The organism is Sphingomonas rhamnosi, assembly GCF_036663615.1.
Taxonomy (GTDB): Bacteria; Pseudomonadota; Alphaproteobacteria; order Sphingomonadales; family Sphingomonadaceae; genus Sphingomonas.
Window position 1 is genome coordinate 361,137 of sequence record NZ_JAXOJJ010000004.1, and the last position, 12,507, is coordinate 373,643.

Consider the following 12,507-nt stretch of genomic DNA (forward strand, 5'->3'; position numbering starts at 1 on the left):
TCCCGGCCTGCGCTGGGATGACGGAATAGGCGCATGACGAAAATGTCACCCCACGGTCACCGCGCCGACTGCCCTCGATCTCTAGGGGTCAGGTCGTGCCCGCCACGCAGGCATGACAGTTTCCAGAGATCGGTACCCGTCACTCCCGGGGGTGCCGTGGAGGCCGGCGGGGAGGCTTCTCTCCGCCGGCCTTTCCTATATGGTGGCATGTGAAAGCGATGACGCCGTGAGCCGCAAGATCCTGATCGTCGAAGACGACGCCTCCACCTCCGCCTATCTGGCCAAGGGGTTGTCCGAGGCCGGCCACGCGATCGAGGCCTGTGCCGACGGCCGCGACGGCCTGTTCCTCGCTAGCGAGGGGATCTTCGACCTTATCATCGCCGATCGGATGTTGCCCGGCCTCGACGGCCTGTCGATGGTCAGCGCGATCCGCGCCGCCGGCATCGCCACGCCGGTTTTGATCCTGTCCGCGCTTGCGGCGGTCGACGACCGCGTGGACGGCCTCAAGGCCGGCGCCGACGACTATCTGTGCAAGCCCTTCTCGTTCGCCGAGCTCTCGGCTCGTGTCGAGGCGCTCGTCCGGCGCTCGGACCGCGCTGCCAGCGAACCGCAAAAGACCCGCCTGTCGGTCGGGGATCTCGAGATCGACCTGCTCGCGCGTGCCGTCTCGCGGGGCGGCCGCGCGATCCCGCTCGGCGCACGCGAATTCAACCTGCTCGAATTCCTCGCCCGTCACGCCGGCCAGGTCGTCACCCGCACGATGATGCTGGAGAAGATCTGGAACTATCACTTCGATCCAGGCTCGAACGTCGTCGACGTGCATATCGGCCGCCTGCGCCGCAAGCTCGAGGACGGCTTTCCCACCCCCATCCTCCACACCGTGCGCGGCGCAGGATACCGACTCGCCGTAGAGGGGTGATCCGTCTCTCGGTCACGGCGCGTATCGCCTTGCTGTCGATAGCGTTGGCGCTGGTTTCCAACCTCGCGCTGGTGGGTTTTGTCTGGAAGACCACCAGCGCGGACGCGATCGACGCGATCCATCTTGAGACCACCGAACAGTCCGAATCGCTGCGCGCGGTGTGGCGCAGCGGTGGCCTTGCCGCGCTCCGTCAGGCGATCGACAACACGGTGGTACCGGGCGACGTCTCGCTGGTCCTCGCGGTGATCGACGCGAACGGGCGGACCGTGGCTGGGGTCGCCCCGGAGCGTCTCGCCGTCCCGCTTCGCGCTACGCAGTTCCGCATCGCCCGGCTTGGCCGTGACGAACCTTGGTCGGCGCGCGAATCGGGCTATGCGCTGCATCCGATCGGCCGCGATTGGCTGCTCACCGGTCGCAACCTCGATCTGATCGCTTCCGAAGAGCGCGCGATCGAACGTGCGCTCGCGCTGGCCGTGCTGTTGTCGCTGGGGCTCGGCGTGCTCGGCGGACTGGTCCTCGCCCGCTATGTCGGCCGCCGGCTCGACGCGATCGCCAGCGTGATCGAAACCGCGGGGGAGGGTGATCTGTCCCGCCGCGTCATCGTCGTCACCGACGGCAGCGACGCCTTCGACCGCCTCGCCGCGCGTCTCAACGTCATGCTCGGCAAGCTCGAAGGCGTGATGGCCGAACTCCGCATCGTCACCGACAGCCTCGCGCACGACCTCCGCTCCCCGCTCGCGCGCCTGCGCACCAAGACCGAACAGGCGGTCCTGATCGCCGACCCGGAAGCCCGCGAAGCCGCGCTCAGCGGGCTGCTCGTCGAAACCGACCTCGTCATGCGCATGCTGACGATGGTGATCGAGATCAGCCGCTCGGGCTCGGTCTCGCGCGATCGCTTCGTCCAGGTCTCGCTCGCCGACCTGCTCGAAGAGATCGCCGAACTCTACGCCCCCGTCGCGGAGGACGCCGGTCTCGTCTTCACCGTCGCGATCGACGACCGACCGCCCGCCATGAAGTTGCATCGCGAATTGATGATCCAGTCGATCACCAACCTGATCGACAACGCGCTGCGCCACGGGGCAGGGGGCGGCGAAGTCACCTTGCGCCTGTGCCATCGCACCGACGGCATCGCCGTCCAGGTCGAGGATCGCGGCCCCGGCATCGCCGAGGCAGACCGCGCCCAGGCCCTCAAACGCTTCGGCCGCCTCGACAGTGCCCGATCCACACCGGGGGCCGGGCTCGGCATGGCGTTGATCGAAGCGGTCGCACGCCTCCATGAGGGGCGGTTCGAACTCGCCGACAACGCCCCCGGTCTGGTCGCAAGGATCGTGCTGCCGGTTTGAGCTGCCCGCCAAATCCCCCGAAACCGTCACCCCAGCGAAGGCTGGGGTCTCCCGGTTGGGAGGTGCACCGCCCGCCCCAGTAAGATGCCAGCCTGCGCTGGCATGACGAGGAGGGGGGGGCAAAAGCGGGCCTGTCCTACACGCCCCGCTTATGACAGCCTCGAAAAATGCCGCGCAGATTCGCCTTTAGCCAGGAGACCGAGGACCCCGCAAAACACGCATATCGTCTCAACATTCGCAACATTCGGGGCCTCGGCGCGCGGGCGGAAACTCGCGGAAAAACCGCAATCGAGGGCCTGCGTGCCGTGAACTTCCTCAACCCGGAAGGAATCGAGGGGCTGGCCCGCCTCACCCATTCCCGCCAAGAGCGACGCTATGGACGCACTCACCGCCTTCGGCCTGTTCGCCGTCACCTTCATGCTGATCTGCTATATGCTCGAGTCACGCTCGCATTGGTGGCAGCTCGGCTTCGCGCTTGGCTGCCTGCTCGGATCGGCCTATGGCTTCCTGCAGGGCGCCTGGCCGTTCGGCGCGGTCGAGCTGATCTGGTTCGTCGTGGCCATGCACCGCTGGCGGAAGGCGCCGCGTCGGGAACCTGCGGCTTGACCCCGTCGGAACCGACCGCTTGACACTGCGTTTGCGCGCCCTTAGGTGAGTTCCTCCCGAAAGCCCGGTTTCCGGCGACGCTCGTTTGCGTTCGCCGCTATCGTGCGTTTCGGATCATCGCGAAGAGATGGGGGTCGTGCAGCCATGCCGAAACCCGTGGAGCAGGAGAACCAAGTTCATGGCACGTATCGCGGGTGTAAACATCCCGACCAACAAGCGCGTCGTTATCGCGCTGACTTATATCCACGGCATCGGTTCCACCAAGGCCAAGGAAATCACAGCGAAGCTCGGTATCGCCGACACCGCGCGCGTCCAGGACCTGACGGACCAGGAAGTGCTGCACATCCGTGAGGCGATCGACGCCGACTACACGGTCGAGGGTGACCTCCGCCGTCAGGTGTCGATGAACATCAAGCGTCTGATGGATCTCGCCTGCTATCGTGGTCTTCGTCACCGCAAGGGCCTGCCGGTCCGCGGCCAGCGCACGCACACCAATGCGCGCACCCGTAAGGGCAAGGCCAAGCCGATCGCCGGCAAGAAGAAGTAAGCGCACAGCGCTTACTTTTCCGCCGCCTCATCGCAGCGCGGCGTTACCCAAGATATAGGTCAGGAACGAACCCATGGCACGCGAACCTCAGCGCATTAAGCGGCGCGAGCGCAAGAACATCACCTCTGGCGTCGCGCATGTGAACGCCAGCTTCAACAACACCATGATCACGATCACCGATGCCCAGGGCAACGCGATCTCGTGGTCGTCGGCCGGCGCAATGGGCTTCAAGGGCTCGCGCAAGTCGACCCCGTATGCGGCCCAGGTCGCAGCCGAGGATGCTGGCAAGAAGGCCGCCGAGCACGGCGTCCGCACGATCGAAGTCGAGGTCAAGGGCCCCGGCTCGGGTCGCGAATCGGCACTGCGCGCGCTTCAGGCGGTCGGGTTCCAGATCACGTCGATCCGCGACGTGACGTCGATCCCGCACAACGGCGTTCGTCCTTCGAAGCGTCGTCGCGTCTGATCAGACGTTTTCCGTGCGCGGTTGATCGCGCTGCACGGACCATTTCTACGGCCGGTGGACGTCCTGTTCGCCGGCCCCCAAATTAGGGGAAGCAAGTGTCTGTCAACGCAAAGAACTGGCAGGAACTCAAGAAGCCCAGCGGCCTGGAAAAGAAGGCCGGCTCCGACAGCAAGCGCAAGGCGACCTTCGTTGCCGAGCCCTTGGAGCGTGGCTTCGGCCTGACGCTCGGCAACGCGCTGCGCCGCGTGCTGCTCTCGTCGCTGCAGGGCGCGGCCGTCACCTCGATCAAGATCGAGAACGTGCTGCATGAGTTCTCGAGCCTGGCCGGCGTCCGCGAGGACGTGACCGACATCGTCCTCAACGTGAAGCAGATCGCGATCCGCATGCAGGGCGAGGGGCCCAAGCGCCTCCAGCTCTCGGCAACGGGTCCGGGTGAAGTCAAGGCCGGCGACATCGCCGTCTCGGGCGACATCGAGATCATGAACAAGGATCTCGTGATCTGCCATCTCGATGATGGTGCGACGCTCAACATGGAGCTGACCGCCGACATCGGTAAGGGTTACGTGCCCGCGACCGCAAACCGCCCGGCCGACGCGCCGATCGGTCTGATCCCGGTCGATGCGCTCTACTCGCCGGTACGTCAGGTTTCGTACAAGGTCGACCCGACCCGCGTCGGACAGGACCTGGATTACGACAAGCTGACGCTGACGATCGAGACCGACGGCACGATCACCCCGGAAGACGCGGTCGGCTATGCCGGTCGCATCCTCCAGGACCAGCTCGCGCTGTTCGTCCACTTCGACGATTCGAGCGTCACCCGTTCGTCCGCGCCGATCGGCCAGGCTGCACCCGCAGCCGGTGGTGCCGAGCCCGCAGGCGACACGCAGCAGATCAACCGTTACCTTCTCAAGAAGGTCGACGAGTTGGAGCTGTCGGTGCGTTCGGCGAACTGCCTCAAGAACGACAACATCATCTATATCGGCGATCTGGTCGGCAAGACCGAAGCCGAGATGCTGCGCACGCCGAACTTCGGCCGCAAGTCGCTCAACGAGATCAAGGAAGTCCTTTCGAGCATGGGTCTCCGCCTCGGGATGGAAATCCCGGGCTGGCCGCCCGAGAACATCGAAGAGATGGCCAAGAAGCTCGAACAGGAAATCATGGGCTGAGCAGCTTCCGGCCCCGACCGTCACCCCAGCGAAGGCTGGGGTCTCTCGGTTCGGGCCGGACGCTCTCCCCACGAAGATCCCAGCCTTCGCTGGGATGACGGATATCCGGGTGGGCTGCCGTCCCCACCAGCTACGGGGTACCTCGCACGGCCCCATAACGAACGTAAGGAATGACACATGCGCCATCGCGTAGGCGGCCGTAAGCTTCAGCGGACCTCGGCCCACCGTCTTGCTCTCTTCCGCAACATGAGCGCTGCGCTCATCAAGCACGAGCAGATCACCACCACCGTCGCCAAGGCGAAGGAACTCCGCCCGTACATCGAGAAGCTGATCACGCTCGCGAAGAAGGGTGGCCTGTCCAACCGTCGTCTCGCGCACGCCAAGCTCCTCGACGACGCACAGCTGATCAAGCTGTTCGACACGCTGGCCCCGCGCTACGCCGACCGCAACGGCGGCTACACCCGCGTGATCAAGGCCGGTATCCGCCTGTCGGACGCCTCGCCGATGGCGATCATCGAGTTCGTCGACCGCGACGTCTCGGCCAAGGGCCAGGATTCGGGTCCGGTAATGTCGGACGAGGATTACAACGAAGCGGCATAATCGCCGCTTGCGTTGAGCCGATACGAGGCCGCGTTTCCCGACCGGGAGGCGCGGCCTCTTTCGTTGTTGGAGCGACCGGGCTATGCGCCCGACATGGAGCATCCCGACAGCATTCTCATCGTCGATTTCGGCAGCCAGGTCACCCAGCTCATCGCGCGCCGCGTCCGCGAAGCCGGAGTCTACAGCGAAGTCGCCCCCTTCCAGTCCGCCGCTGAAGCGTTCGAGCGGATGCAGCCGAAGGGCATCATCCTATCGGGTGGTCCCGCGTCGGTAACGCTAGAAACGTCGCCCCGCGCCCCGCAGCACCTGTTCGAAGCGGGCGTCCCGATCCTTGGCATCTGCTACGGCCAGCAACTGATGTCGGCACAACTCGGCGGCAACGTCATCGTATCGGGCGATGGCGGCGAGTTCGGCAGCGCCTTCATCGACATCAAAAGCTCATGCGCGCTGTTCGACGGCCTCTGGTCCGAGGGCGAACGCCATCAGGTCTGGATGAGCCACGGCGACAAGGTCGATGCGATCCCGCCGGGCTTCACCCCCGTCGCAACGTCGGTCGGTGCGCCCTACGCGATCGTCGCCGACGAGGCACGGCGCTTCTACGGTGTGCAGTTCCACCCCGAGGTCGTCCACACCCCCGACGGCGCCAAGCTGATCGCCAACTTCGCCCGCCATGTCTGCGGCCTCAGCGGCGACTGGACGATGGCCGAGTTCCGCGACACCAAGATCGCCGAGATCCGTGCGCAGGTCGGCAAGGGTCGCGTGATCTGCGGCTTGTCCGGCGGCGTCGACTCGGCCGTGGCGGCCGTGCTGATCCACGAAGCGATCGGCGACCAGCTCACCTGCGTCTATGTCGACCACGGCCTGATGCGGGCAGGCGAGAGCGAACAGGTCGTCAGCCTGTTCCGCGGCGCCTATAACATCCCGCTCATCCACGTGAACGTCGAGGAACTGTTCCTCTCCGGCCTCGCCGGGATCACTGACCCCGAAGCCAAGCGCAAGTTCATCGGCAAGACCTTCATCGACGTCTTCGATGCCGAAGCCAAGAAGCTGGGCGGCGCCGATTTCCTCGCACAGGGCACGCTCTATCCCGACGTGATCGAGAGCGTCAGCTTCACCGGCGGACCATCGGTGACGATCAAGAGCCACCACAATGTCGGCGGGCTCCCCGAACGCATGCACATGAAGCTCGTCGAGCCGCTGCGCGAGCTGTTCAAGGACGAGGTCCGCGTACTCGGCCGCGAGCTCGGGCTCCCCGAGATCTTCGTCGGCCGCCACCCGTTCCCCGGACCCGGCCTCGCCATCCGCATCCCGGGCGAAGTCACCAAGGAACGCTGCGACATCCTCCGCAAGGCCGACGCGATCTACCTCGAGGAAATTCGCAACGCCGGGCTCTACGACACGATCTGGCAGGCGTTCGCCGTGCTGCTCCCGGTCCGCAGCGTCGGCGTGATGGGCGACGGCCGCACCTACGACAACGTCCTGGCGCTGCGCGCGGTCACCTCGACCGACGGCATGACCGCCGAGGCGTTCCAGTTCCCCGGCGACTTCCTTCCCCGCGTCGCGACGCGGATCATCAACGAGGTGAAGGGCATCAACCGGGTGACCTACGACTATACGTCGAAGCCCCCCGGCACGATCGAGTGGGAGTAAGGATCGGAACCGCGGGCTGGTCGATCCCGACCGCGTTCGCCGGCGACTTCCCCGCGGACGGGTCCCACCTCGAACGCTACGCGCAGATCTTCTCGGCCGTAGAGATCAACTCATCGTTCCACCGCCCGCACCGCCGCACGACCTATGAACGCTGGGCGGCCAGCGTGCCGCCCGACTTCCGCTTCTCGGTCAAGATTCCCAAGACGATCTCACACACCGCGCGGCTCGTCGACTGCGCGGACCTTCTCGAGGCCTTCCTTGCCGAGACAGCCGGACTCGGCGGAAAGCTGGACGTCCTGCTGCTGCAACTGCCGCCCAGCTTCGCCTACGATCACACCGTCGTCGGCGACTTCCTCGACATCCTGCGCGAGCGCCTACCCAGCACGGTCCGCATCGCCTGCGAGCCGCGGCACGCCAGTTGGTTCGCGGAGCACGCGGACAAATGCCTAGCCGAACATCACGTCGCCCGCGTTGCTGCCGATCCTGTGCTGGTCGCGGGCGGCGAGCACCCCGGCGGCTGGGACGGCTTCCAGTATCACCGCCTGCACGGGGCCCCGCGCATCTACTATTCCGCTTATGAAACGCCTCGCCTGAAGGCGCTTGCGGAGACGGCCGACGACAACGCGTGGTGCATCTTCGATAACACGGCGTCGGGCGCGGCTACCGGCAACGCGCTGACGGTGCGAGACCTGGTCGCGCACCGGTAACCGCGCCGCGGGCGTCACGCCGCGAACTGGTTCATCGTGTTGTGCGCGCCGCCCGCCTTCAGCGCGGCCTCGCCGGCGAAATACTCCTTGTGGTCGTCGCCGATGTCGGAGCCGGACATGTTCTGGTGCTTCACGCAGGCGATGCCCTCGCGGATCTCCTTGCGCTGCACGCCCTTCACGTATCCGAGCATGCCGGCGTCACCGAAATACGCCTTCGCCAGCGCGTCGGTGCTGAGCGCCGCGGTGTGATAGGTCGGCAGCGTGATCAGGTGATGGAAGATCCCGGCGCGCTTCGCCGAATCCGCCTGGAACGTCCGGATCCGCTCGTCCGCCTCGTCGCCCAGCGGCGTGCCGTCATAGTCGACGCTCATCAACCGCACGCGATCATAGGCGGTGACATCCTTGCCCTCCGCCGCCCAGGCATCGAACACCTGCTGGCGGAAGTTGAGCGTCCAGTTGAAGCTCGGCGAATTGTTGTAGACGAGCTTGGCGTTCGGCACGACCTGGCGGATGCGGTCCACCATGCTGGCGATCTGCTCGATATGCGGCTTCTCCGTCTCGATCCACAGCAGATCGGCGCCGTTCTGCAGACTGGCGATACAGTCCATCACGCAGCGATCCTCACCGGTCCCGGCACGGAACTGAAACAGGTTCGATGGCAGGCGCTTGGGCCGCAGCAACTTGCCGTCGCGGTTGAGGATGACGTCGCCGTTCTGCGCCGTCGCCGGATCGATCTCCTCGCAATCCAGATAGGAATTATACTGGTCGCCGAGGTCGCCGGGTGCCTTCGACACCGCGATCTGCTTGGTGAGCCCTGCCCCCAGGGAGTCGGTGCGGGTCACGATGATCCCATCCTCGACGCCGAGTTCGAGAAAGGCATAACGGCAGGCGCGAACCTTCGCGAGGAAGTCCTCGTGCGGCACGGTGACCTTGCCGTCCTGATGCCCGCACTGCTTCTCGTCGGACACCTGGTTCTCGATCTGCAACGCGCAGGCACCGGCCTCGATCATCTTCCGCGCCAGCAGATAGGTCGCCTCGGCATTGCCGAACCCGGCGTCGATGTCGGCGATGATCGGTACGACGTGCGTCTGGTAATTCTCGATGCCGTTGAGCAGCCGCTGTTCCTCGATCGCATTCCCAGCCGCGCGTGCGGCGTCGAGCTCGCGGAACATCATCCCCAACTCGCGCGCGTCTGCTTGGCGAAGGAAGGTATAAAGCTCTTCGATCAGCGCGGGGACGCTGGTTTTCTCGTGCATAGACTGGTCGGGCAGGGGGCCGAACTCGCTGCGCAATGCCGCTATCATCCAGCCTGAGAGGTACAGATACCGCCGCTCGGTCGTCCCGAAATGCTTCTTGATGCTGATCATCTTTTGCTGCGCGATGAACCCGTGCCAGCAGCCGAGCGACTGCGTGTAGTTGGCTGGGTCCGCATCATAGGCGGCCATGTCGCGGCGCATGATCGCGGCGGTGTAGCGGGCGATGTCGAGCCCGGTCCGGAACCGGTTCTGGGTCCGCATGCGCGCGACCGCCTCCGCGTCGATGCCGTCCCACGTCCCGGACTGGCGCGCGATAAGCTGCACGGTGGAAGCGATATCGGTCTGGTAGGTCATGGCAATCCTCGCTGCGTCGTCTGAGCGCGGTGTAACCGCATCGTCGCCCAGGAGCGCGGACCGGGGGTCCGCTAGCGGGTCTTGCTGTCAACCGCGGCGGTCGCGGCGGGTCACGCTGTCAATGACATGACAAGCGCGAGGTCGATCCGTTCGCCATGCCGCGAAAGTCCGGAACATTCGCGCGACGGGCGGGGTTGAGGGGACTTCGCAGACAGGAGAGCCTCATGGCCGACGACCATCCCCGCGACGATGCGCCGATCAGCGCGTCGAAGCGTAGCGACGCGCACGCAATCGTCCTGGACGAGTTCACCGACGTGAAGGGCAAGAGCATCGTCGGACGATCGGTGACGATCAACAAACCTGTCGGCGAGCTCTTCGCGTATTTCCGCAACTTCGCGAACCTTCCCGCCTTCATGGAGAATGTCGCGCGGATCGACGTGCTCGACGACAAGCGGTCGCACTGGGTCGTGAAGGGGCCGGCGAAGCTGACCTACGAATGGGACGCGCTGGTCACCGATGAGGTCCAGGACCGCTACATCGCCTGGGCGTCGCAGCCCGGCGCGGATGTCGACAATAGCGGCCGGGTGGACTTTCGCGACGCCGGCGCGCGCGGCACCGTGGTGACCGCGACGATCCTGTACGACCCGCCCGGCGGCGTCGTCGGCAAGCTGATCGCCAAGATGTTCCAGCGCGAACCTGCGATTCAGGCGCGCCGAGACCTGCGACGCTTCAAGCAACTGATGGAAACCGGTGAGATCGCGACCGCCGCGATGAACCCCAAGCAACGCGAAGAGGAGCTCGCCTGATGCGCGCACTGGCATGGCACGGCAAGCACGACGTCCGCGTCGACACGGTCGATGATCCCGAGATCGTCAACTCGCGCGATTGCATCATCAAGGTGACCGCGACCGCGATCTGCGGGTCCGACCTGCACCTGTATGACGGCTATATCCCGACGATGCAGGCAGGCGACATCCTGGGCCACGAGTTCATGGGTGAGGTGGTCGAGGTCGGCGCGAAGTCGACGCTGAAGAAGGGGCAGCGTGTCGTGGTGCCATTCACGATCGCGTGCGGCAGCTGCTTCCACTGCGGCAAGCATCAATATTCGGCGTGCGACAATGGTCTGCCGGCGGACAATCAGGACATCGCGCAGACCATCTACGGCCAGCCGATGTCGGGGCTGTTCGGCTATAGCCACATGACCGGCGGTTATGCCGGCGGCCAGGCCGAATATGTTCGCGTGCCGTTCAGCGACTTCGGCCCGATCGTTATCCCCGACGGGGTCGAGGACGAGAAGGTGCTGTTCCTGTCCGACATCCTGCCGACCGGATGGCAGGCGGCGGAATATGCGCAGATCGAACCCGGCGATACCGTCGCCGTCTGGGGCTGCGGTCCGGTCGGGCTGTTCGCGGTGCAGTCGGCGTTCCTGATGGGTGCCGAGCGCGTCATTGCGATCGATCACTTCCCCAACCGGCTGGAACTCGCGCGCAAGTTTGGTGCCGAGACGATCAACTTCGAACAGTCCGCGGTGTACGAGGCGCTGATGGAGATGACCGGCGGGATCGGCCCCGATGCGGTGATCGACAGCGTCGGGCTGGAAGCGCACGGCTTCTTCTTCGATAACGTGGTGGACCAGATCAAGGCGTCGACCTTCCTAGGCACCGACCGTACGCACGCAATCCGCCAGGCGATCATCGCCTGCCGCAAGGGCGGCCGCGTATCGATGCCCGCGGTTTATGGCGGCTTTGTCGACAAGTTCCCGCTCGGTGCGTTCATGGAGAAGGGGCTGACGCTCAAGACCGGGCAGACGCATGTCCAGCATTACATGCCCGGACTGCTCAACGCGATCATGGAGGGCAAGATCGACACCACCTTCCTGATCTCGCACCGCATGGACCTCGAGGACGCCCCCAAGGGCTATAAGATGTTCAAGGACAACCAGAACGAGGTGACCAAGGTCGTGCTCAAGCCCGGCTTGAGCTGACCTGCTCCCCTCCCGCTTGCGGGAGGGGCTGGGGGAGGGCCTGTCCTCCCCCGACCATTGGTCACCAACATGCCCTCCCCCAACCCCTCCCGCTAGGCGGGAGGGGAGTAGAAAGAGATCTACCATGGCCAACACATTCGCGATCATTACCGGGGCTTCGACCGGCATCGGCTTCGAACTCGCCACGCTCGCGGCCAAGAACGGCTACGACATCCTCGTCGTCGCCGACGAACCGCTGATCCAGGCCGCCGCGCAGGACTTCAAGCAGTTCGGCACCGACGTCCAGGCGCTCGAAGCCGATCTGTCGACCTTCGAAGGCGTCGACCAGCTGCTCGCCGCCGCCGGTGGCCGCCAGATCGACCTGCTCTGCGCCAATGCCGGCCGCGGGCTCGGCAAGGCGTTCCTCGACCAGGACACCGCCGAGTGGCGCAAGGTGATCGACACCAACGTCGTCGGCACCTCGTACCTGTTGCACAAGGTGCTGCCGGCCATGGTCGCGCGCAACGACGGCAAGGTGCTCGTGACCGGATCGATCGCGGGGTACATCCCCGGCGCGTTCCAGGCGGTCTACAACGGCACCAAGAGCTACGTCGACAGCTTCGTCGCCGCGCTGCAGAACGAGATCAAGGATGCCGACGGCGTCACGCTGACCAACCTGATGCCGGGTCCGGTCGAGACCGAGTTCTTCGACCGCGCGCACATGCTCGACACCTCGGTCGGTGCCGATCCCAAGAAGAGCGATCCGGCGGACGTCGCCAAGGATGGCTGGGATGCGGTGATGTCGGGCCGGGCGGCGATCGTGTCGGGCTGGAAGAACAAGATCCAGTCGGCCGTCGCCAACGTCGTACCGAATGCCGTGCTGGCCGAGCAGCATCGGAAAATGGCCGAGCCCGGGACTGCCGACGAATAGGG

13 protein-coding genes are annotated in these 12,507 nt (G+C 65.4%); 12 read left to right on the forward strand and 1 reads right to left on the reverse strand.

The annotated features are described in order from the left end of the window. The first annotated feature begins 226 nt into the window (after nucleotides 1-226). The 9 genes from U1701_RS11450 to U1701_RS11490 all read left to right on the forward strand — a co-directional run bounded on the left by U1701_RS11450 (nucleotide 227) and on the right by U1701_RS11490 (nucleotide 8,001). A complete protein-coding gene (locus tag U1701_RS11450; protein ID WP_332782685.1) occupies nucleotides 227-919 on the forward strand; it encodes a winged helix-turn-helix domain-containing protein in 693 nt (230 codons plus the stop codon). After that, nucleotides 916-2,262, forward strand: a complete 1,347-nt coding sequence (locus U1701_RS11455) for a sensor histidine kinase (protein ID WP_332782686.1) — start codon at nucleotides 916-918, stop codon at nucleotides 2,260-2,262. The genes U1701_RS11450 and U1701_RS11455 overlap by 4 nt, the downstream gene beginning before the upstream one ends. A 375-nt stretch (nucleotides 2,263-2,637) precedes the next feature. Continuing rightward, nucleotides 2,638-2,868, forward strand: coding sequence for a hypothetical protein (locus U1701_RS11460; protein ID WP_332782687.1), 231 nt, complete (start codon nucleotides 2,638-2,640; stop codon nucleotides 2,866-2,868). Nucleotides 2,869-3,046: 178 nt separating this feature from the next. Then, the gene (gene rpsM, locus U1701_RS11465; protein WP_332782688.1) at nucleotides 3,047-3,415 is read left to right on the forward strand and encodes a 30S ribosomal protein S13; all 369 of its coding nucleotides are present in this window, start codon (nucleotides 3,047-3,049) and stop codon (nucleotides 3,413-3,415) included. A 73-nt stretch (nucleotides 3,416-3,488) separates the two neighbouring features. Continuing rightward, nucleotides 3,489-3,878 carry a 30S ribosomal protein S11 gene (rpsK, locus tag U1701_RS11470; RefSeq protein WP_031395237.1) on the forward strand — a complete coding sequence of 130 codons (390 nt, stop codon included), beginning with the start codon at nucleotides 3,489-3,491 and terminating at the stop codon, nucleotides 3,876-3,878. A 95-nt stretch (nucleotides 3,879-3,973) separates the two neighbouring features. Then, entirely contained in the window at nucleotides 3,974-5,044 is a 1,071-nt protein-coding gene (locus tag U1701_RS11475; protein WP_147082664.1) for a DNA-directed RNA polymerase subunit alpha, read from the forward strand. 177 nt (nucleotides 5,045-5,221) lie between these two features. Further along, nucleotides 5,222-5,644 (forward strand): 50S ribosomal protein L17, encoded by a 423-nt coding sequence (gene rplQ, locus U1701_RS11480; RefSeq protein ID WP_332782689.1) that lies wholly within the window; start codon nucleotides 5,222-5,224, stop codon nucleotides 5,642-5,644. Between the two features lie 93 nt (nucleotides 5,645-5,737). Next, the gene (guaA, locus tag U1701_RS11485; RefSeq protein WP_332782690.1) at nucleotides 5,738-7,294 is read left to right on the forward strand and encodes a glutamine-hydrolyzing GMP synthase; all 1,557 of its coding nucleotides are present in this window, start codon (nucleotides 5,738-5,740) and stop codon (nucleotides 7,292-7,294) included. Continuing rightward, the gene (locus U1701_RS11490; RefSeq protein ID WP_332782691.1) at nucleotides 7,285-8,001 is read left to right on the forward strand and encodes a DUF72 domain-containing protein; all 717 of its coding nucleotides are present in this window, start codon (nucleotides 7,285-7,287) and stop codon (nucleotides 7,999-8,001) included. The genes guaA and U1701_RS11490 overlap by 10 nt, the downstream gene beginning before the upstream one ends. Before the next feature lie 14 nt (nucleotides 8,002-8,015). Here U1701_RS11490 and U1701_RS11495 read toward each other — a convergent pair whose 3' ends face one another. Then, nucleotides 8,016-9,611: an isocitrate lyase gene (locus tag U1701_RS11495; RefSeq protein ID WP_332782692.1), complete on the reverse strand. Its 1,596-nt coding sequence runs from the start codon at nucleotides 9,609-9,611 to the stop codon at nucleotides 8,016-8,018. A 224-nt stretch (nucleotides 9,612-9,835) separates the two neighbouring features. Here U1701_RS11495 and U1701_RS11500 point away from each other — a divergent pair, with 224 nt between their 5' ends. The 3 genes from U1701_RS11500 to U1701_RS11510 all read left to right on the forward strand — a co-directional run bounded on the left by U1701_RS11500 (nucleotide 9,836) and on the right by U1701_RS11510 (nucleotide 12,505). Then, nucleotides 9,836-10,417, forward strand: a complete 582-nt coding sequence (locus U1701_RS11500; RefSeq protein ID WP_332782693.1) for an SRPBCC family protein — start codon at nucleotides 9,836-9,838, stop codon at nucleotides 10,415-10,417. Then, nucleotides 10,417-11,595, forward strand: coding sequence for a zinc-dependent alcohol dehydrogenase (locus U1701_RS11505; RefSeq protein ID WP_332782694.1), 1,179 nt, complete (start codon nucleotides 10,417-10,419; stop codon nucleotides 11,593-11,595). Before U1701_RS11500 ends, U1701_RS11505 begins: the two co-directional genes overlap by 1 nt. A 124-nt stretch (nucleotides 11,596-11,719) precedes the next feature. After that, nucleotides 11,720-12,505, forward strand: a complete 786-nt coding sequence (locus U1701_RS11510; protein WP_332782695.1) for an SDR family NAD(P)-dependent oxidoreductase — start codon at nucleotides 11,720-11,722, stop codon at nucleotides 12,503-12,505. Nucleotides 12,506-12,507: the final 2 nt, after the last annotated feature.